Origin of the sequence: Burkholderia diffusa (assembly GCF_001718315.1) — a bacterium.
Taxonomy (GTDB): domain Bacteria; phylum Pseudomonadota; class Gammaproteobacteria; order Burkholderiales; family Burkholderiaceae; genus Burkholderia; species Burkholderia diffusa_B.
In genome coordinates this window covers 2,372,758-2,391,642 of sequence record NZ_CP013362.1, presented here as the reverse complement: position 1 = coordinate 2,391,642, position 18,885 = coordinate 2,372,758, and the positions used below count along the sequence as shown (strand labels likewise).

20 protein-coding genes are annotated in these 18,885 nt (G+C 66.2%); 9 read left to right on the top strand and 11 right to left on the bottom strand.

Annotated elements, in window-relative coordinates:
* Window positions 1–5: 5 nt before the first annotated feature.
* The 3 genes from WI26_RS11055 to WI26_RS11045 all read left to right on the top strand — a co-directional run bounded on the left by WI26_RS11055 (window position 6) and on the right by WI26_RS11045 (window position 1,865).
* Window positions 6–416 (top strand): group II truncated hemoglobin, encoded by a 411-nt coding sequence (locus tag WI26_RS11055; RefSeq protein ID WP_059468133.1) that lies wholly within the window; start codon window positions 6–8, stop codon window positions 414–416.
* Window positions 417–519: 103 nt separating this feature from the next.
* Window positions 520–1,251 (top strand): alanyl-tRNA editing protein, encoded by a 732-nt coding sequence (locus WI26_RS11050; RefSeq protein ID WP_059538585.1) that lies wholly within the window; start codon window positions 520–522, stop codon window positions 1,249–1,251.
* On the top strand, window positions 1,248–1,865 hold the full coding sequence (locus WI26_RS11045) for a DUF924 family protein (protein WP_069225936.1): 618 nt from the start codon (window positions 1,248–1,250) through the stop codon (window positions 1,863–1,865). The genes WI26_RS11050 and WI26_RS11045 overlap by 4 nt, the downstream gene beginning before the upstream one ends.
* A 101-nt stretch (window positions 1,866–1,966) precedes the next feature.
* Here WI26_RS11045 and WI26_RS11040 read toward each other — a convergent pair whose 3' ends face one another.
* The 11 genes from WI26_RS11040 to WI26_RS10990 form a co-directional block, all read right to left on the bottom strand.
* Entirely contained in the window at window positions 1,967–3,862 is a 1,896-nt protein-coding gene (locus WI26_RS11040) for an ArnT family glycosyltransferase (protein ID WP_069226403.1), read from the bottom strand.
* A gap of 227 nt (window positions 3,863–4,089) precedes the next feature.
* Window positions 4,090–4,854, bottom strand: a complete 765-nt coding sequence (locus WI26_RS11035) for an SDR family oxidoreductase (RefSeq protein ID WP_059468130.1) — start codon at window positions 4,852–4,854, stop codon at window positions 4,090–4,092.
* A gap of 22 nt (window positions 4,855–4,876) precedes the next feature.
* On the bottom strand, window positions 4,877–5,458 hold the full coding sequence (locus WI26_RS11030) for a TIGR00730 family Rossman fold protein (protein ID WP_069225935.1): 582 nt from the start codon (window positions 5,456–5,458) through the stop codon (window positions 4,877–4,879).
* Complete coding sequence (locus WI26_RS11025; protein ID WP_059468128.1) at window positions 5,455–6,210, bottom strand: TetR/AcrR family transcriptional regulator; 756 nt, start codon at window positions 6,208–6,210, stop codon at window positions 5,455–5,457. The genes WI26_RS11030 and WI26_RS11025 overlap by 4 nt, the downstream gene beginning before the upstream one ends.
* 192 nt (window positions 6,211–6,402) lie before the next feature.
* Entirely contained in the window at window positions 6,403–6,939 is a 537-nt protein-coding gene (locus WI26_RS11020; protein ID WP_059468127.1) for a diacylglycerol kinase, read from the bottom strand.
* A complete protein-coding gene (locus tag WI26_RS11015) occupies window positions 6,936–7,970 on the bottom strand; it encodes a glycosyltransferase family 4 protein (protein WP_059468126.1) in 1,035 nt (344 codons plus the stop codon). The genes WI26_RS11020 and WI26_RS11015 overlap by 4 nt, the downstream gene beginning before the upstream one ends.
* A gap of 30 nt (window positions 7,971–8,000) precedes the next feature.
* Complete coding sequence (locus WI26_RS11010; protein ID WP_059538592.1) at window positions 8,001–8,942, bottom strand: UDP-2,3-diacylglucosamine diphosphatase; 942 nt, start codon at window positions 8,940–8,942, stop codon at window positions 8,001–8,003.
* Window positions 8,943–9,203: 261 nt separating this feature from the next.
* Complete coding sequence (locus WI26_RS11005) at window positions 9,204–9,644, bottom strand: RDD family protein (RefSeq protein WP_420480783.1); 441 nt, start codon at window positions 9,642–9,644, stop codon at window positions 9,204–9,206.
* 78 nt (window positions 9,645–9,722) lie between these two features.
* A complete protein-coding gene (locus tag WI26_RS11000) occupies window positions 9,723–10,484 on the bottom strand; it encodes a DUF3106 domain-containing protein (protein ID WP_069225933.1) in 762 nt (253 codons plus the stop codon).
* A 26-nt stretch (window positions 10,485–10,510) separates the two neighbouring features.
* A complete protein-coding gene (locus WI26_RS10995; protein ID WP_059468122.1) occupies window positions 10,511–10,933 on the bottom strand; it encodes a DUF3619 family protein in 423 nt (140 codons plus the stop codon).
* Window positions 10,930–11,493, bottom strand: coding sequence for an RNA polymerase sigma factor (locus tag WI26_RS10990; RefSeq protein ID WP_059468121.1), 564 nt, complete (start codon window positions 11,491–11,493; stop codon window positions 10,930–10,932). The genes WI26_RS10995 and WI26_RS10990 overlap by 4 nt, the downstream gene beginning before the upstream one ends.
* 352 nt (window positions 11,494–11,845) lie before the next feature.
* Here WI26_RS10990 and WI26_RS10985 point away from each other — a divergent pair, with 352 nt between their 5' ends.
* The 6 genes from WI26_RS10985 (at window position 11,846) to WI26_RS10960 (ending at window position 18,851) form a co-directional block, all read left to right on the top strand.
* The gene (locus tag WI26_RS10985; protein ID WP_059468120.1) at window positions 11,846–13,609 is read left to right on the top strand and encodes an acetolactate synthase 3 catalytic subunit; all 1,764 of its coding nucleotides are present in this window, start codon (window positions 11,846–11,848) and stop codon (window positions 13,607–13,609) included.
* 112 nt (window positions 13,610–13,721) lie between these two features.
* The gene (gene ilvN / locus WI26_RS10980; protein WP_034207977.1) at window positions 13,722–14,213 is read left to right on the top strand and encodes an acetolactate synthase small subunit; all 492 of its coding nucleotides are present in this window, start codon (window positions 13,722–13,724) and stop codon (window positions 14,211–14,213) included.
* A 103-nt stretch (window positions 14,214–14,316) separates the two neighbouring features.
* Window positions 14,317–15,333, top strand: a complete 1,017-nt coding sequence (ilvC, locus tag WI26_RS10975; RefSeq protein ID WP_006478252.1) for a ketol-acid reductoisomerase — start codon at window positions 14,317–14,319, stop codon at window positions 15,331–15,333.
* Between the two features lie 127 nt (window positions 15,334–15,460).
* Complete coding sequence (locus WI26_RS10970; protein ID WP_059468119.1) at window positions 15,461–16,105, top strand: phosphatidylserine decarboxylase; 645 nt, start codon at window positions 15,461–15,463, stop codon at window positions 16,103–16,105.
* A 15-nt stretch (window positions 16,106–16,120) separates the two neighbouring features.
* Window positions 16,121–16,993, top strand: a complete 873-nt coding sequence (gene pssA, locus WI26_RS10965; RefSeq protein WP_059468118.1) for a CDP-diacylglycerol--serine O-phosphatidyltransferase — start codon at window positions 16,121–16,123, stop codon at window positions 16,991–16,993.
* Between the two features lie 313 nt (window positions 16,994–17,306).
* On the top strand, window positions 17,307–18,851 hold the full coding sequence (locus WI26_RS10960; protein WP_059468117.1) for a 2-isopropylmalate synthase: 1,545 nt from the start codon (window positions 17,307–17,309) through the stop codon (window positions 18,849–18,851).
* Window positions 18,852–18,885 lie beyond the last annotated feature (34 nt).

Genomic DNA, 18,885 nt, shown 5'->3' with positions numbered 1-18,885 from the left:
TTCGTATGACCGATGTGAATGATGAAGCGCCGTCGCAACCGACGGCGTTCGAGCTCGTGGGCGGCGAAGCCCGCGTGCGCGAAATGGTGGACCGTTTTTACGACCTGATGGACCTCGAGCCCGAGTTCGCGGAGATTCGCGCGCTGCATCCGGCGTCGCTCGACGGCTCGCGCGACAAGCTGTTCTGGTTCCTGAGCGGCTGGCTCGGCGGCCCCGATCACTACATCAGCCGGTTCGGCCATCCGCGGCTGCGCGCACGGCACCTGCCGTTCCCGATCGCATCGGTCGAGCGCGATCAGTGGCTGCGCTGCATGGCGTGGGCAATGGAGGACATCGGGTTGGCCGAGCCGTTGCGTGAACGGCTCATGCATTCGTTCTACGATACGGCCGACTGGATGCGCAACCGGCCCGGTTGATCGACCGGTACGCCGCTGTCCGCATGCCGGACGATCTGCGTCTGGGCGCCTGGCCGGTGCGGCGCGACACTGACCGTTTCCCCATCGATACGAGGCTCGCCCGATGACGACCCATGCCCTGTTTCGTGAAGATGCCTATCTGACGCAATGCGAAGCCGTCGTTGCGGCCGTCGGCGATGACGGCATCCGGCTCGACCGCACCGTGTTCTATCCGCTTGGCGGCGGGCAGGCCGGCGACAGCGGCACGCTGACGCTGCCTGACGGGCGCACGATCACGATCGCCGACACGCGCAAGGCGAAGTTCGACGGCGCAACGCCCGACGATGCCGTGCACGTGCCCGCGCCGGGCCAGGAAGCGCATGTCGCGGCGCTCGCCCCCGGCGCGCGCGTGGTCGCGGACATCGACTGGCTGCGCCGCTACCGGCACATGCGGCTGCATACGGCCGCGCACCTGATGTGCGCGGTGCTGCCGTACCCGGTCGACGGCTGCAGCGTGACAGCCGACTACGTGCGGCTCGATTTCGCGACGTCGGACGCGATCGACCGCGTCGACGTCGAGCGCCGTCTCGCGGCGCTGGTCCACGGCTCGCATGCCGTCACCACCGAATGGATCACCGACGCCGAGATGACCGAGCGGCCCGAGCTCGTGCGCACGATGAGCGTGAAGCCGCCGCTGGGGCTGGGTCGCGTGCGGCTGCTGCGCATCGAAGGCGTCGATCTTCAGCCGTGCGGCGGCACGCATGTGCGCAATACGTCGGAAATCGGCGAGCTGCGGGTCGCCAAACTGGAAAAGAAGAGCGCGCGGACACGGCGCCTCGTACTGGAGTTTGCATGAAGGTCGAAAACCTGACGGGCAGTGCCGCGGCGCTTGATCCGCAAGCGCGCGAGATTCTCGATTTCTGGTTCGGCGAGCCGGGTTCGGTCGAGTTCGGCCACGCGCGCAAAGTGTGGTTCAACGGCGGTGCGGCGTTCGACGACCTGCTGCGGACGCGCTACGGCGCGTTGCTCGACGCCGCGTGCGACGGCGCCCACGATCGCTGGGCCGACACGCCGCTCGGCGCGCTCGCGCTGATCGTGGTGCTCGACCAGTTCTCTCGCAACATTCATCGCGGCACGCCGCGTGCGTTCGCCGCCGATCCGAAGGCCCTGGCACTCGCGCGGCGCGTCGTCGCGGCCGGGTGGGACGCGCAATTGCCAAGTGGCCATCACCGCGCGTTTGCGTACCTGCCGTTCGAACACGACGAATCGGGCGAGAGCCAGCGGGAGGCCGTGCGCCTGTGCGCGGGCATTCGTGGCGAAGCCGGGTGTGAGAGCTATCACGACTTCGCGTTGCGCCATGCGGCCGTGGTCGAGCGCTTCGGCCGTTTTCCGCACCGGAACGCGATTCTCGGCCGCCCGTCGACCGATGCGGAGACGGCATTCCTGCGCGGGCCGGGCTCGTCGTTCTGACGCGCGGGGCGGTGGGGCGGCCGGCGTGAAACCGCGCTTGGGCGCTGCTTGCGCGGCCTTGCGGAAATGACGACGGCGCCGCTTCGCGGCGCCGCCTTGCATCACTGCGTTTCGTGCTCTTCGGGGGTGCGCACGTAGACGCGCAGCAGTTCCTCGTCGTCGCCCGGGCGAGCGCCAGTCCAGAACAGTTTCCATTCGCTGCCCGGCGCCGGGTCGACGGCCCGCACGCCCTGGACGATCATCCACGTGCAGCGCGTCGTCTTCGCGTCGTCGATCGGCGTGTGCTGGATACCGGAGAAGTAGTACAGCATCGGCGCTTCCGATTCGCCGAGCCCGTGCAGGCTCGCCATGCAGTCGCCATCGCTCCATTCGAGCGCGAGGTGCGTGTTCAGGTCGTCGAACACCGACCGGTAACTCTTCGCGACGTCGAGCCACGGCAGCAGCAGCGTATACACGAGACCCCAAGCGACCAGCGCGCCCGCGCCCCACGACAGCGCGCCGCGCCACAGGCCGGTCGTGCGCAGCTTCGGCAGCAGCCACAGCCAGCCGACCGTCAGCACGAGCGCGCCGATCACGAACCCGGGCACGATCGGCATCGTCCAGTCGAGCGGCAGCCAGCGGCCTAGCGGCGCGAGGCCCGCACGCGATGCACCCGGGTCGGCCATCACCGCCCAGATCGCCCACGCGAGCGCGACCACGGTGCCGAACAGCAGTCGGCTCAGGTAATCCCATGCAAGATGCAGCCCGCGCGGCAGGCGCTCGATCGCCTGCGCGGCAACCAGCGCGAGCGGCGCGAAGAACGGCAGGATGTAGAGCTGGCGCGAGGTCGCGGACACTTGCAGCACGGCAAGGCCGATCCCGGCGAACAGGACGGGCAGCGCGATGCGCGGCGTGCGCCAGTCGCGCCATGCGCCGCGTGCCAGCGCGGCGATCGCGAGCGGTGCGACCGGGAAGCCGAGCAGCAGGAATGCGCGCACGATGAAGAACGGCTTGTCGTTTTCCGCGCCCAGTTCCGGTACCGAGAAACCGAAGAAGCGGCCGACGTTGTTGTCCCAGAACCAGGTCATGAAGAGCGCTTCGGAGCGCAGGAACAGCGCCGTGGGCCAGATGAGCGCGAACGGTGCGAACACGAGCGCGGCGACGGCGAGCGAGCGCGCGAACGCACGCGTACGGCAGGCGGGGTAGAGCACCAGCACGCCCGTGAGCGTTGCCGAGAACACGAGCGGCACGAACAGCCCCTTCGCCATCAGCGCGATGCCGACGCCTGCGCCGAAGATCGGCGCGGCCCAGCGGCCGGACGGCCGCACCGGCAGCCCGTGGCGCATCTGGCGCGCACGCGCGACGTGCTGCATCACGAGCTCGAGCAGGCCGCAGAAGCCCATCGCAGTGCCCGCGAACAGCGCGACGTCCGTCATCATGTCGTGCACATGCTTGACGACGACGAGCGTGCTCGCGCTCAGCACGACGGGGCCGATCACGCGCAGGTCGAGCCAGCTGTCGGCCCGGCTGGCACTGCGTGCGGCGCGCGCGATGAAGCTGAACGCGAGCGCCGCGAACAGCGCGCTCGCGAGCCGTGCCGCGTCGTGCAGCGGCATCACCCGCTGCAGCAGCCACGCGAGACTCGTCGCGACCCACGCGTAGAGCGGCGGCTTTTCCATGAACGGCTGGCCGGCGTTGGTCGGCACGACGAAGTCGCCCGTCTCGAGCATGTGCTGGATGATGCCGAACGTATAGGTTTCGTCCTGCTTCCACGGATCGTGGCCGAGCACGCCCGGCAGCGTGTACGCGCAGACCAGCGCGGCAACCAGCAGCCAGACGCGCCAGCCGAGCCGGAGGACGCGATCGCCGGCGGCGTCTGCCGCGGGAGTGCCGGCCACGGCGGGCGTGCCGGCGGCATGGCGTGTCGCGCTGAGGTCGGGATCGGCGGCTGATCGGGCGTGCATGGCCGAAGCGGGCACGGATGTGCGTCGCCGGCCGGGCGCTGCGGTTCCTGGCATGGAAAAGATCTCGGTCGGGTCAAGCGGGCCGGCGACATAGGCCGGACCCATAAGGGTCGCATCGAAGCGAGATGACAGCCGGATGATCGACTGTTTTTGACTTGGCGCTAGTAGAGCACGGATCTGTTACGGATGTTTACTGAAATGGTCACGATATTGTGGAGATTTGTGGTGTCGTGACCACGGATCGCTTCATCCGGTCCGTTTTTCGCCCTTTTGGGGCGCGATTATCGGCCGCCGCCGACGTCGAGCAGGGCGCCCGTCGTGTATGACGCGGTATCGCCGAGTAGCCAGACGATCGCTTCCGCGATCTCCTGCGCCTCGCCCGCGCGGCCGAGCGGAGTCTGCGCGCCGAGGCGTGCCGCGCGGCCCGGCTGGCCGCCGCTCGCATGGATTTCCGTCTCGATGAGGCCGGGCCGCACCGCGTTGACGCGCACGCCGTGCGGGCCGAGTTCCTTCGCGAGGCCGATCGTCAGCGAATCGACCGCGCCCTTCGAGCCCGCGTAGTCGACGTACTCGTTCGGGGAACCGAGCCGGGACGCGATCGACGACACGTTGACGATCGCGCCGCCGCGCCCGCCGCGATCGGTGGACAGCCGGCGCGCGGCTTCGCGCGCGCACAGGTAGGCGCCGAGCACGTTGGTGTCGAACATCCGCCGCAGCCGGTCGACGGGCATGTCGGCGAGCGGCATCGACGGTGCGACGATCCCCGCATTGTTGACAAGTGCATCGAGGCGACCGAACGCCGCCGCGACGGTGTCGAACATCGCGATGACGTCCGCTTCGTTTGCGACGTCGCCGGCGACGACACACGCGCGTGCGCCGGCGTCGCGAACGGCTTGCGCGGTCAGTTCGGCTGCCGCCGCATCGCGTGCGTAGTTGATGCCGACGTCCCAGCCGCGCTCGGCCGCGAGCACGGCGGTCGCACGGCCGATGCCGCGGCTCGCGCCGGTGATGAGGACGGCCCGGCGCTCGGACGACGGTGCGGGCATCGCGTGCGGCTCCCGATAAACGTTACTTGGCCGCGTCCGGCGCCCACTTGTCGCGGACGGGCGGCTGGTAGCGGCGCAACTGTTCGATCAGCGCGACCGGTTCGGCGTCGATGCACAGCGCGTCGAAGTAGGTCGGGCGCATGAAGCCTTCGTCGACCGTATGGCGCAGCAGCGCGATCAGCGGATCGTAGAACGCATCGATGTTGTACAGCGCGACCGGTTTGCGGTGATAGCCGAGCTGCGCCCACGTATAGACCTCGAAGAATTCCTCGAGCGTGCCGGCGCCGCCGGGCATCGCGACGAACGCATCCGCGAGGTCGGCCATCATCTTCTTGCGGTGATGCATGTCGGGCACGACGTGCAGCTCGGACAGCCCGGTATGGCCGACTTCCTTGTCGACCAGCAACTCGGGGATCACGCCGACCGCACGGCCGCCGGCCGCCATCACTTCATCGGCGATCACGCCCATCAGGCCGACGCGGCCGCCGCCGTAGACGAGCGTGAGGCCCGCATCGACGAGCGCGCGGCCGAACGCGCGCGCGGCGTCCGCATAGACGGGCCGCACGCCGGACGCCGAGCCGCAGTAAACACAGACAGCCTTCATTGTTTCGTATCCTTCGCGGCGGGCTTGGCGGCGACCGGGCTGCCGGCTGGGCGCGGCGAACCGTCGCGCGGCGGCAGGTAGTCGGTGAACTGGCGCTTGGGCAGCTTGCCGGAGACGAGATCGTCGAACAGCTGGCGCGAACGGCCGCGCAGATAAGGGGCCATGACCGAGATCACGTGCATGCTCACCTGGTGCAGCTCTTCGCGGATCGCGTCCTGGTCGTTGTATTTGCGCGGGTGCATCACGTACTGATACGACAGCCAGTACGTCGAGATCACGGCCATGTTGGTGGCGATGACTTCGATCTCGGCGGGCGTCGCGACCATTTCGCCATCGGACACGAGCAGCTCGCACATGTCGTGCGCGAAGCGCACCTTGTGGCTGATGATCTGCTTGAAGTGCGTCTCGAGCGTACGGTTGCGCGCGAGCAGGTCGTTGAGGTCGCGATACAGGAACCGGTAGGTCCACATGAAGTCGGCCATGTACTGCAGGTACGACCAGGTTTCGTCGATCGTCGGACGGTGATCTTCGGGAAAGCGCAACCGCCGTTCGATCTGCTGCTCGAACTGCGCGAAGATGCTGTTGATGATGTCGTCCTTGTTGCGGAAATGGTAGTACAGGTTGCCTGGACTGATTTCCATTTCCTCGGCGATCGTCGTCGTCGTGACGTTCGGCTCGCCGATCTCGTTGAAGAGTTTCAACGACAACTCGAGAATCCGTTCGCGGGTGCGGCGGGGAGGTTTCGCTTCCATGTCGTCCGGCCCTGTGTATGCCGGACTGGCGGGCGCTGCAATCGATGCTGCGAGATTCGTCCGGCGCGGGTTGCTGTTCTAGGTCTGGCCGACGATTATAAACCGCGGATTCCTTACAACGGGCGCATTTCGTGATCGCGATGCGTTCCGCGCATGGTGCACCGCCGCACGCAGGCGGTGCCGCGGGTGCTGCTAGAAGCCGAGCCAGCGTGCGACGACCGGGCCGAGCACGAAGCCCCACGTCGTCACGCACGCGAACAGCGCGACCGTGACCGCCGCGCTGCCGAGATCCTTCGCGCGCTTCGACAATTCGTGACGCTCGAGCGAGATGCGGTCGATCGCGGCCTCGACGCTCGAGTTCAACAGCTCGACGATCAGCACCAGCAGGACCGACGCGATCAGCAGCGCCCGCGAGGCGGCGGGAACCGGCGAGAACGCGCCGATCGGCAGCATCAGCGCGGCGAGCGTGAGCTCCTGGCGAAACGCGCTCTCTTCGCGGATCGCGACGCGAAACCCGTTCAGCGAATGCTTGAGCGCGTACCACGCACGCGTGATGCCGCGGTGGCGCTTGTACGGGTTCGGCGGCAGCGGCGCCAGGCGATCGTCGGGGCCGAGCGGTTCGTGCGCGTGCGCGTCCGCATCGGCGTGCGGTTCTTCTTCGTCGAACGGGCGATGCGGTTGCGCCGTCGCGGCGGGGAGCGGGGTCTTGTCGTTCAGGTCTCGTTTCAAACGGCGGCACCTTCGGGGGGCGAGTACGCAGTCTTCGGCAGCGGTTTCAGATGCGACGCGAACTGCTCGGACGCCGCGCGCCACGAGAAGCGCTCGGCCCACGCGCGGGCAGTCTCCCGTTCGATCTTGAGCGCCTCGAGGCAGGCTTCCTGCAGGTCTTCGTGCATCGCGCCGGCATCGCCCCCGCCGAGCACGTCGATCGGGCCCGTGACGGGGTACGCGGCGACCGGCGTGCCGCACGCGAGCGCCTCCAGCAGCACGAGGCCGAACGTGTCGGTGCGACTCGGGAACACGAACACGTCGGCCGCAGCATACACCTTGGCGAGCTCGGCTTGCGACAGGACGCCGAGATAGTTCGCTTCCGGGTAGCGCGATTTCAGTTCGGCGAGCGCCGGACCTTCGCCCGCGACCCACTTCGAGCCGGGCAGGTCGAGGCGCAGGAATGCCTCGACGTTCTTCTCGATCGCGACGCGGCCCACGTACAGGAAGATCGGCCGCGCGGTATTGAGCACCTTCGATTCCATCGGCCGGAAGATGTCGAGATCGACGCCGCGCGTCCACAGCACGACGTTCGTGAAGCCGAATTTCTCGAGGTCCTGCTTCACGACCGGGGTCGGCGCCATCACCGCGAGTGACGGCCCGTGGAACCAGTGCAGGAACTTGTAGGTCGCCGACAGCGGAATGCCGAAGCGCGCCTGCACGTATTCCGGAAAACGCGTGTGGTACGCGGTCGTGTACGGCAGCTTGCGCGCGCGCGCATAGCGTCGTGCGGCGAGGCCGAGCGGGCCTTCGGTCGCGATGTGCAGCGCGTCGGGCGCGAATGCGTCGATCCGCGCGCGCAGCTTGCGGTACGGCAGGATCGACAGGCGGATCTCGGGGTAGGTCGGGCAGGGCACCGTGCGGAATTCCAGCGGCGTCAGCATTTCGACCCGGTGGCCGAGCGCGGTGAGTTCGCGCGAGGTGCTCTTCAGCGTGCGCACGACGCCGTTGACCTGCGGTTCCCACGCGTCGGTGACGATCATGATCTTCATCGCGGCATGTGTCCTGTAAGTGGAGTTGTGTCAGGCGGCGGTGGCCTTGGCCTTGCGCGACGGAGCGGCGGACGGCGCGGTGCGCATCACCGTCCAGTAGACGATCTTCAGCTCGCCTTCCATCGTTTCGACGAGCGCGGACAGGCTCTCGACCCAGTCGCCGTCGTTGCAGTACAGCACGCCGTCGATGTCGCGGATCTCCGCCTTGTGGATGTGCCCGCACACGACGCCGTCGCAGCCGCGGCGGCGTGCTTCGTCGGTCATCACGGTTTCGAACTGCGAGATGAAGTTCACCGCGTTCTTCACCTGGTGCTTCAGGTACTGCGACAGCGACCAGTACTGGAAGCCCAGCCGGCTGCGGATCCGGTTGAACCAGCGGTTCAGCACGAGGATCAGCGTGTAGAGCGTGTCGCCGAGATACGCGAGCCATTTCGCGTGCTGGATCACGCCGTCGAACAGGTCGCCGTGCACGATCCACAGGCGCTTGCCCGCGAGCGTCGTGTGAAATGCTTCGCCGCGCACCTGGATGTCACCGAATGCGAGGTCGCAGAACTGCCGCGCGCCTTCGTCGTGGTTGCCCGGGATGTAGACCACCTGCGTGCCCTTGCGCGCCTTGCGCAGCACCTTCTGCACGACGTCGTTGTGCGCCTGCGGCCAGTACCAGCCCTTCTTCAGCTGCCAGCCGTCGATGATGTCGCCGACGAGGTACAGGTATTCCGAATCGTTGTGGCGCAGGAAGTCGAGCAGGTACGGCGCCTGGCAGCCGCTCGAGCCAAGATGGATGTCGGACAGCCAGATCGTGCGGTAGCGGTGGGTGGACGGCTCCGGGTCATCGTGTTGCCTGGCGTGCGCGGCCGTCGGTTCGTGCGACGAAAGGGCATCGGTTGCGGCCGAGCCGGACAGGAAGGCGGTGACGGCGCGGGCGCCGAGCGGTTGACGGAACAGGGAGGTCGCGGACGTTTTCTGGCCCATGCATGACTCGCGCCGGTTGACATTACCGGCATTGCGCCATGCGGGCGTGACTATGCCGTGACAGTCACGAGACGTTCTTATTACTGTCGTTCCGGCGTGTTTAGCAGTGAATGCGGCGCCGTTGCGTAATCGGCCGAACCGACCGCCCTGCGATGATCGGGCCCGCCGCGCGGGGTGGCCGCCGCAGCGCCTTCGAGGCTTTTCGTCTGATGGATGCGCCGAACGCGCGGAACGGGTCGCGGTCGCGCGGACCGCGGCGCGTCAGCGCGGAATTGCGACGATGCGCGTGCGGGCGATCCGGTCGTGCGGGAACTGGCGATCGGCGTGCAATCGGGCGGCGCCGGCCCATGCGGCGATCCACGCGGCGGCCAGCGCAAGCGTGACGGGCACCGACAGGCCGAGGAGCGGATGCAGCGCGAGCGGCGGCAGGAACCACAGCCACCCGAGCGCGTAGCGGACGAGCGCGTGGCCGGCGCTCAGCGGGCGGCCGCTCGACGATTCGAGCCGCAGCCGCCAGGTCTTCATCGGCAGCGTCTGGCCGCCGTGGGTCCAGAACCAGACGAAGTACGCGCCGACGACGACCGCGATCCACGCGGCGAGGAGGTTGTGATGAACGAGGCCGTTGCGCTGCTGCGTCGCGAGGCTGAATGCGAGGCCCGCGAAGAACACGACGCCGAACAGCAGCACGGCTTCGTACAGCATCGCGGCGAGGCGCCGCCGCACGGATGGCGCGGCGACGACGGCCGGGGCCTGCGGTGCGGAGGCGCTCGCCACGGCGGGTCAGGAGCCCTTGAACATCGACGGCGCGTCGGCCGGCGAGACGGGCGTGACGGTTGCAGGAGCGGGTGCGGTGCCGGACGTCGACGATGCCGCCACGGGCGGCGTGCCGGCGCCGGCCGTAGCGGGCGCCGATGCCGGCGCCGGGTTGCTCGCCGGATGCTCGTGCGAATTCACGAGACGGCGCACATCGCGATCGGCGACCGCCGGCGGCGCGCTGACGACGCTCGGCCGGCGACGGCGCTCGGTTGCGGCGAGGCGCTGCTTCTGTTCTTCGGGAAGTTGCTGGTACGCCTTCCACGCACGCTCGCGGGCCTGCGCGGACAACTCCTTCGCGCTCTGGTAATTTTCACGCGCGACGCGGCGCTGCTCGGGCGTCATCCGCGCCCACTCGGACATCCTCTCTTGCAGGTGCTTCTGCTCATCAGGCGTCAATTTCGCGAAACGTGACGCGATCTTCAGCCATTTTCGCTTGCGTGCGTCACTAAAACCGTCCCACTGTTCGGCGAACGGCGCGAGTGCCGCGCGCTGCGCAGGCGTCAGGCGCGCCCACGACAGCGGGCCGTTGGCGGCCGGCAGCGGCAGGGGCAGCGGGGCGAGTTCGGTGGTCAGCCCGGCGGCGGCCGAGGTCGGCGCGGGCGCGCTGCTGGCCGCGACGGAGGTCGTCGTGGGAGGCGGGTTGAATCGGGAATAGGTGGCGACGTACGAAACGGCGATCGCGATCACGCATCCGAAAAATACGGCCAGGCCGCGTTTCTGACTCACCCGTGCGATCCCCTCGTTATTCTCTGTTAGCGTGCGTGCGAAAGATACGCGTTGAACCCGTGATCGAGATACGCGTTGAGCGGCAGGTCGTCGCTGAGCATCGCCGCGTCGATGTCGGCGAGCTCGGCGGTGCGCTGCATGTCTTCCCAGTACGCGATGCCGACGAGCCCCGCGAGCAGCAGCGCGAGCGGCCAGGCGCGCAGCAGGCGGCGCGCGAACGACGTCTGCGGGCGACTCGCGGGCGGCGTGCCGTATGCGGCGGCACCGGCGAACGCGGGCACGAACACCGGCGCGGTCGCGGCTTCCGGCTTCTTGCGCGCGAGCGCGGCCCGGCGCGCGACGGCCAGACGGTCGGTGGTCGCGGCAGGCAGCGCCGCGGCACGTTCGTCCAGCGCGCGGCGGACCTTCAGCGCGAATTCGTGTTCTCGATTTACGGGAGCGGAGCTCATAGCGTGATTCCTTTGGCCTTGAGCGCTTGCGCCAGGGTGTGGGTGGCTCGCGAGCAGTGCGTCTTGACGCTGCCTTCGGAGCACCCCATTGCGGCGGCAGTCTCGGCGACATCCATATCTTCCCAATAACGCATCAGGAACGCTTCCCGTTGACGCGTCGGAAGTTTCTGGATTTCTTCGTCGATCAGGGCCAGAACCTGCTCCCGCTCCAGGCGGTGCTCGGTGCTCTCGACGCCCGCATTGTCGTCCGCGGACTCGAGCGTTTCCAGCGGATCGAAGTCCTCGTCGTCCGTGTTGTTGAGCGACGAGAAGAGCGTGACCCAGGTATTGCGGACCTTCTGCCGGCGGAACCAGTCATGGATCGCGTTCTGCAGGATCCGCTGGAACAGCAGCGGCAGCTCGGCCGCCGGCCGGTCGCCATATTTCTCCGCCAGCTTGATCATCGCATCCTGCACGATGTCGAGCGACGCATCGTCGTCACGCACGGCGTACGCAGCCTGCTTGAACGCGCGCCTTTCGACGCCCGCCAGAAAGTCGGCGAGTTCCTTGTCTGATGCCATTCCGTAAAGGTATGCGCTGCGGACTGCGGCGTGTGAAAGGTCGAAAAATTTCGTAAAACCCGCGGATGCTAACAAATTTTCGCGCGATTTGGCACCGGGAGCGGCTCGGTACGTTGCGCGCGAACAGCGTCTGCGGCCCGGACGGACGAGGCCATGATGCGCTGCGGGATATTTTGCTTGACGCCCCCAGCACGACCCGCTATCGTCAACGATTCGCAACATGAAGTGATGGTCTCATTTGAGGCTGGCCCAAGAAGCCCGCCCTTCAAACTGGACGCGCCGCTTGAACCCGAGCCACAAGCCCGGCAGAGAGCACCCGATCAATTTTTTGCCGAAAATTCGAAAGGTCAAAATGAACATGCCCAGCGCGGAATTCTCCACGTCGGAACCCCTTTCCCCTCCCGATAGCGACTCCATCGGCGCCACCGTGCTCATGAAGGCACTGGCCGACGAGAACGTCGAATTCATCTGGGGCTATCCCGGCGGCTCGGTACTCTACATCTACGACGAGCTTTACAAGCAGGACAAGATTCAGCACGTGCTGGTGCGCCACGAACAGGCGGCCGTGCACGCAGCCGATGCGTATGCGCGTTCCACCGGCAACGTCGGCGTCTGTCTCGTGACGTCCGGCCCCGGTGTCACCAATGCGGTGACCGGCATTGCAACGGCATACATGGATTCGATCCCGATGGTCGTGATCAGCGGCCAGGTGCCGACTGCCGCGATCGGCCAGGACGCGTTCCAGGAATGCGATACGGTCGGCATCACGCGTCCGTGCGTGAAGCACAACTTCCTCGTGAAGGATGTGCGCGACCTCGCGGAAACCGTCAAGAAGGCGTTCTACATCGCCCGCACCGGCCGTCCGGGCCCGGTGCTGATCGACATCCCGAAGGACATCTCGAAGACCCCGTGCCAGTACGAGCCGGTCAAGAGCGTGTCGCTGCGGTCGTACAACCCCGTCACGAAAGGCCATTCGGGCCAGATCCGCAAGGCCGTGTCGCTGCTGCTGTCGGCGAAGCGTCCGTACATCTACACGGGCGGCGGCATCATCCTCGCCGACGCGTCGCGCGAACTGAACCAGTTCGCCGACCTGCTCGGCTACCCGGTCACGAACACGCTGATGGGCCTCGGCGGCTATCGCGCGTCGGACAAGAAATTCCTCGGCATGCTCGGCATGCACGGCACGTACGAAGCGAACATGGCGATGCAGCACTGCGACGTGCTGATCGCGATCGGCGCCCGCTTCGACGACCGCGTGATCGGCGACCCGGCGCACTTCGCGTCGCGCCCGCGCAAGATCATCCACATCGACATCGACCCATCGTCGATCTCGAAGCGCGTGAAGGTCGACATCCCGATCGTCGGCGACGTGAAGGAAGTGCTGAAGGAGCTGATCGAGCAACTGCAGACGGCCGAGCATGGCCCCGACACCGAGGCGCTCGCGCAATGGTGGAAGGACATCGAGGGCTGGCGTTCGAAGGACTGCCTGAAGTTCGATCGCGAAAGCGAGATCATCAAGCCGCAGTACGTGGTCGAGAAGGCCTGGGAGCTGACGGACGGCAACGCGTTCGTGTGCTCGGACGTCGGCCAGCACCAGATGTGGGCCGCGCAGTTCTACCGTTTCAACAAGCCGCGTCGCTGGATCAACTCCGGCGGCCTCGGCACGATGGGCTTCGGCCTGCCGGCAGCGATGGGCGTCAAGATGGCGCACCCGGACGACGACGTGCTGTGCATCACGGGCGAAGGCTCGATCCAGATGTGCATCCAGGAACTGTCGACCTGCCTGCAGTACGACACGCCCGTGAAGATCATTTCGCTGAACAACCGCTATCTCGGCATGGTCCGCCAGTGGCAGCAAATCGAATACAGCAAGCGCTATTCGCATTCGTACATGGATGCGCTGCCTGATTTCGTGAAGCTTGCCGAGGCATACGGCCACGTCGGCATGCGGATCGAAAAGACCTCGGATGTGGAGCCGGCGCTGAAGGAAGCGCTGCGCCTGAAGGACCGCACCGTGTTTCTCGACTTCCAGACCGATCCGACCGAAAACGTCTGGCCGATGGTACAGGCCGGCAAGGGCATCACCGAGATGCTGCTCGGATCGGAAGATCTCTAACGGCGCGACGCGCGCCCGGATCGAAGCGGCCGCCTTCACGAAGGGCGGTGCGGCATCGGGGCGGCGCGCGGCGCGAGTGAATCGACACGGACACATTCTGGAAGAAGCGAACATGAGACACATCATTTCCGTCCTGCTGGAAAACGAACCGGGCGCGCTGTCGCGCGTGGTCGGTCTGTTTTCCGCACGCGGCTACAACATCGAAACCTTGACGGTGGCGCCGACCGAAGACCAATCGCTGTCGCGGCTGACCATCGTTTCCATTGGCTCGGACGACGTGATCGAACAGATCACGAAGCATCTGAACCGCCTGATCGAGGTGGTGAAAGTGGTGGACCTGACCGACGGTGCACACATCGAACGCGAGCTGATGCTGATCAAGGTACGTGCAGTGGGCAAGGAGCGCGAAGAAATGAAGCGGATGTCGGACATTTTCCGCGGCCGCATCATCGACGTGACCGAAAAGACCTACACGATCGAATTGACGGGCGCGAGCGACAAGCTCGACGCATTCATCCAGGGGCTGGACGCCACCGCGATCCTAGAGACCGTGCGTACCGGCAGCTCCGGCATCGGACGCGGCGAGCGCATCCTGAAGGTGTGATGCCGAATTGCAGAAAAGGCACGCCGGGTGCGCCGTCATGTCCCGGCTCGCAGTACTCCATCTGAACGAATTGTTGAATTTTTGAATTAGCGAAGGAACCATCATGAACGTTTTCTACGACAAAGACGCTGACCTCTCCCTCATCAAGGGCAAGCAAGTCACGATCATCGGCTACGGCTCGCAAGGCCATGCGCACGCACTGAACCTGAAGGACAGCGGCGTGAACGTGACGGTCGGCCTTCGCAAGGGCGGCGCGTCGTGGAGCAAGGCAGAAAACGCGGGCCTGTCGGTCAAGGAAGTCGCCGAAGCGGTGAAGGGCGCGGACGTCGTCATGATGCTGCTGCCGGACGAGCAGATCGCCGACGTGTACGCGAAGGAAGTGCACGCGAACATCAAGCAGGGCGCCGCACTGGCATTCGCACACGGCTTCAACGTCCACTACGGCCAGGTGATCCCGCGCGCCGACCTCGACGTGATCATGATCGCACCGAAGGCGCCGGGCCACACCGTGCGCGGCACGTACTCGCAAGGTGGCGGCGTGCCGCACCTGATCGCGGTTGCGCAGAACAAGTCGGGCGCGGCGCGTGACATCGCGCTGTCGTACGCGGCAGCGAACGGCGGCGGCCGTGCAGGCATCATCGAGACGAACTTCCGTGAAGAAACCGAAACCGACCTGTTCGGCGAGCAGGCCGTGCTGTGCGGCGGCACCGTCGAGCTGATCAAGGCTGGTTTCGAGACGCTGGTCGAAGCCGGCTACGCGCCGGAAATGGCGTACTTCGAGTGCCTGCACGAGCTGAAGCTGATCGTCGACCTGATCTATGAAGGCGGCATCGCGAACATGAACTACTCGATCTCGAACAACGCCGAGTACGGCGAGTACGTGACGGGCCCGCGCGTCGTCACGGAAGAGACGAAGAAGGCGATGAAGCAGTGTCTGACCGACATCCAGACGGGCGAATACGCGAAGAGCTTCATCCTCGAGAACAAGGCAGGCGCGCCGACGCTGCAGTCGCGCCGCCGCCTGACGGCCGAGCACCAGATCGAGCAAGTCGGTGCGAAGCTGCGCGCGATGATGCCGTGGATCGCGAAGAACAAGCTCGTCGACCAGACGAAGAACTAAGCACGTCGTGCTGTTCCGGCCCTTCGAGTGGAGGGTCGGTATCAAAAAGCCGTCCGAAGGCAGCAGTGCCCCGGGCGGCTTTTGCTATCCTACGGGCTTTGCAATTCACCGAACACCGAACGAACCCATGAACTATCCTCATCCGATCATCGCGCGCGAAGGCTGGCCGTTCATCGCGATTGCAGCCGTCATCGCGTTGTTGATCCACGCCGTCGGGGGCTTCGGCTTCGCATGGCCGTTCTGGCTGCTGCTCGTCTTCGTCGTCCAGTTCTTCCGCGATCCGCAGCGCCCGATCCCGGCGCAGCCGAACGCGGTGCTGTGCCCGGCGGACGGCCGCATCGTCGCGGTCGAGACCACCCAGGATCCGTACGCGAATCGCGAAGCGCTGAAGATCAGCGTGTTCATGAATGTCTTCAACGTCCATTCGCAGCGTTCGCCGGTCGACGGCGCGGTCACCAAGGTCGAATACTTCCCCGGCGCGTTCCTGAACGCGGCGATCGACAAGGCGTCGACCGAGAACGAGCGCAATGCGGTCGTGATCCAGACGGCGAGCGGCAAGACCGTCACCGCCGTGCAGATCGCAGGCCTCGTCGCCCGCCGGATTCTCTGCTACGTGCGTGCCGGCGAGCCGCTGTCGCGCGGCCAGCGCTACGGTTTCATCCGCTTCGGTTCGCGCGTCGACGTGTACCTGCCGCTCGGCAGCCGTGCGAAGGTGTCGATCGGCGAGAAGGTCTACGCGTCGTCGACGATCCTCGCCGAGCTCGAACAGTAAGCGGCGGGACGCACGATGGCCGCATTCAAACCGCGTCGGCCGCGCAACGGCTCTGGCCAGACGCCACGCCCGTTCCGCCGCAACAAGGTGATGGCGCCGGATCCGGCGCCCATCGAAAGCCGCCGCGCCGCGCGCCAGCGGTTCCTGAAAACGCGCGGCATCTACCTGCTGCCGAACGCGTTCACGACCGCTGCGCTGTTCTGCGGCTTCTTCGCGGTCGTGCAGGCGATGAACGTGCGCTTCGAGATCGCCGCGATCGCGATCTTTGTCGCGATGGTGCTCGACGGGATGGACGGGCGCGTTGCGCGAATGACGCATACGCAAAGCGCGTTCGGCGAACAGTTCGACAGCCTGTCCGACATGGTGTCGTTCGGCGTCGCGCCGGCACTCGTGATGTACGAATGGGTGCTGAAGGATCTCGGCCGCTGGGGCTGGCTCGCCGCGTTCGTCTACTGTTCGGGCGCCGCGCTGCGTCTCGCGCGCTTCAACACGAACATCGGCGTTGTCGACAAGCGATTCTTCCAGGGGCTGCCGAGTCCGGCCGCCGCCGCGCTGATCGCCGGCTTCGTCTGGCTCGCGACCGACAACCGCGTGCCGATGAAGCTCGGCTGGCTGCCGTGGGTCGCGTTCGCACTGACGATCTATGCAGGCGTGACGATGGTGTCGAACGCGCCGTTCTACAGTGGCAAGGCGCTCGACGTGCGGCATCGCGTGCCGTTCGCGGCGATCCTGCTGGTCGTCGTCGCGTTCGTGCTCGTGTCGTCCGATCCGCCGTTGATGCTGTTCTGCCTGTTCGTGCTGTACGGACTGTCCGGCTACGTATTCTGGGCCTACATGGCCGTGCGCGGACGGGCGAACCCCGCGCGCTCGTCGCAGCGCGATCACTGACGCGCAATCCTGCCCGGCAACGGCGGCCTTGAGGCCGCCGTTTTCATTTGCCCCTTTTTCGCACGGCGCGGCCCGGATCCCGGGTGCCGTCCGATTGCGCACCCAGCGGAATGCCGCTATAGTCTTCGGCATGACTGCATTTTCCCGCCTCTCCCTCCTTCTAGCCGGTGCGCCGCTACGCGCGCTAGCTTTGGCGCGCCTGCCGCGCTGACCGTTCTCGCCCTCCGTCAAGCCTCGTCTGTTGTTGAGCGTCGCCAGCGGTGGCGCGATCTCATTACGTTTGATTCCCGTATAAAGAGCCCTGGAGCCCCCCATGACAGACAAGCTGATCATTTTCGATACGACGTTGCGTGACGGTGAACAATCGCCCGGCGCGTCGATGACGAAGGAAGAGAAAATCCGCATCGCGAAGCATCTCGAGCGGATGAAGGTCGACGTGATCGAGGCTGGTTTCGCGGCCAGCTCGAACGGCGACTTCGACGCAATCCACACGATCGCCGGCCTGGTGAAGGACAGCACGATCTGCTCGCTGGCGCGCGCCAACGACAAGGACATCCAGCGCGCGGCCGACGCACTGAAGCCGGCCAACAGCTCGCGGATCCACACGTTCATCGCGACGTCGCCGCTGCACATGGAGAAGAAGCTGCGGATGACGCCGGACCAGGTGTTCGAGCAGGCGCGTCTCGCGGTGCGCTTCGCGCGCAAGTTCACCGACAACGTCGAATTCTCGCCGGAAGACGGCAGCCGTTCGGATCTCGACTTCCTGTGCCGCGTGCTGGAAGCCGTGATCGCCGAAGGGGCGACGACGATCAACATTGCCGACACGGTCGGCTACGGTGTGCCGGAGCTCTACGGCAACCTGGTGAAGACGCTGCGCGAACGCATTCCGAATTCGGACAAGGCGATTTTCTCCGTGCACTGCCACAACGACCTCGGGATGGCGGTGGCGAACTCGCTTGCCGGCGTGAAGATCGGCGGTGCGCGGCAGATCGAGTGCACGATCAATGGTCTCGGCGAGCGCGCGGGCAACACGTCGCTCGAGGAAATCGTGATGGCCGTGAAGACCCGCAAGGACTACTTCGGCCTCGACGTCGGCATCGACACGACGCAGATCGTGCCGACGTCGAAGCTCGTGTCGCAGATCACCGGTTTCGTCGTGCAGCCGAACAAGGCGGTGGTCGGCGCGAATGCATTCGCGCACGCGTCGGGCATCCACCAGGACGGCGTGCTGAAGGCGCGCGACACCTACGAGATCATGCGCGCCGAAGACGTGGGCTGGACCGCGAACAAGATCGTGCTCGGCAAGCTGTCGGGCCGCAACGCGTTCAAGCAGCGCCTGCAGGAACTCGGCGTGTCGCTCGACAGCGAAGCCGAACTGAACGCCGCGTTCTTGCGCTTCAAGGATCTCGCCGATCGCAAGGCCGAGATCTTCGACGAAGACATCATCGCGATCGTCTCCGAAGAGTCGGCGCTCGCGCAAGAGCAGGAGCACTTCAAGTTCGTGTCGCTGTCGCAGCGTTCGGAGACGGGCGAGCAGCCGCAAGCGAAGATCGTGTTCGCGGTCGAGGGCAAGGAAGTGACCGGCGAGGCGCGCGGCAACGGGCCGGTCGACGCGACGTTCAACGCGATCGAGGGCGAAGTCGGCAGCGGTTCCGAACTGCTGCTGTATTCGGTGAACGCGATCACGACCGGCACGCAGGCGCAGGGCGAAGTGACCGTCCGGCTGTCGAAGAGCGGGCGGATCGTCAACGGTGTCGGCACCGATCCGGACATCGTCGCGGCGTCCGCGAAGGCGTACATCTCGGCGCTGAACAAGCTGCACTCGAAGGACGACAAGGTCAACCCGCAGCGCTCGTAAGCGCTGCGCGTCGAGCGTCCGGCGCACACGAAAC

Bases quoted from the DNA above. Each gene is read 5' to 3' on its own strand.
- WI26_RS11055 (WP_059468133.1), top strand. From the start codon at position 6: ATGACCGATGTGAATGATGAAGCGCCGTCGCAACCGACGGCGTTCGAG.
- WI26_RS11050 (WP_059538585.1), top strand. From the start codon at position 520: ATGACGACCCATGCCCTGTTTCGTGAAGATGCCTATCTGACGCAATGC.
- WI26_RS11045 (WP_069225936.1), top strand. From the start codon at position 1,248: ATGAAGGTCGAAAACCTGACGGGCAGTGCCGCGGCGCTTGATCCGCAA.
- WI26_RS11040 (WP_069226403.1), bottom strand. From the start codon at position 3,862: ATGCCAGGAACCGCAGCGCCCGGCCGGCGACGCACATCCGTGCCCGCT.
- WI26_RS11035 (WP_059468130.1), bottom strand. From the start codon at position 4,854: ATGCCCGCACCGTCGTCCGAGCGCCGGGCCGTCCTCATCACCGGCGCG.
- WI26_RS11030 (WP_069225935.1), bottom strand. From the start codon at position 5,458: ATGAAGGCTGTCTGTGTTTACTGCGGCTCGGCGTCCGGCGTGCGGCCC.
- WI26_RS11025 (WP_059468128.1), bottom strand. From the start codon at position 6,210: ATGGAAGCGAAACCTCCCCGCCGCACCCGCGAACGGATTCTCGAGTTG.
- WI26_RS11015 (WP_059468126.1), bottom strand. From the start codon at position 7,970: ATGAAGATCATGATCGTCACCGACGCGTGGGAACCGCAGGTCAACGGC.
- WI26_RS11010 (WP_059538592.1), bottom strand. From the start codon at position 8,942: ATGGGCCAGAAAACGTCCGCGACCTCCCTGTTCCGTCAACCGCTCGGC.
- WI26_RS11005 (WP_420480783.1), bottom strand. From the start codon at position 9,644: ATGCTGTACGAAGCCGTGCTGCTGTTCGGCGTCGTGTTCTTCGCGGGC.
- WI26_RS10995 (WP_059468122.1), bottom strand. From the start codon at position 10,933: ATGAGCTCCGCTCCCGTAAATCGAGAACACGAATTCGCGCTGAAGGTC.
- WI26_RS10990 (WP_059468121.1), bottom strand. From the start codon at position 11,493: ATGGCATCAGACAAGGAACTCGCCGACTTTCTGGCGGGCGTCGAAAGG.
- WI26_RS10985 (WP_059468120.1), top strand. From the start codon at position 11,846: ATGAACATGCCCAGCGCGGAATTCTCCACGTCGGAACCCCTTTCCCCT.
- ilvN (WP_034207977.1), top strand. From the start codon at position 13,722: ATGAGACACATCATTTCCGTCCTGCTGGAAAACGAACCGGGCGCGCTG.
- ilvC (WP_006478252.1), top strand. From the start codon at position 14,317: ATGAACGTTTTCTACGACAAAGACGCTGACCTCTCCCTCATCAAGGGC.
- WI26_RS10970 (WP_059468119.1), top strand. From the start codon at position 15,461: ATGAACTATCCTCATCCGATCATCGCGCGCGAAGGCTGGCCGTTCATC.
- pssA (WP_059468118.1), top strand. From the start codon at position 16,121: ATGGCCGCATTCAAACCGCGTCGGCCGCGCAACGGCTCTGGCCAGACG.
- WI26_RS10960 (WP_059468117.1), top strand. From the start codon at position 17,307: ATGACAGACAAGCTGATCATTTTCGATACGACGTTGCGTGACGGTGAA.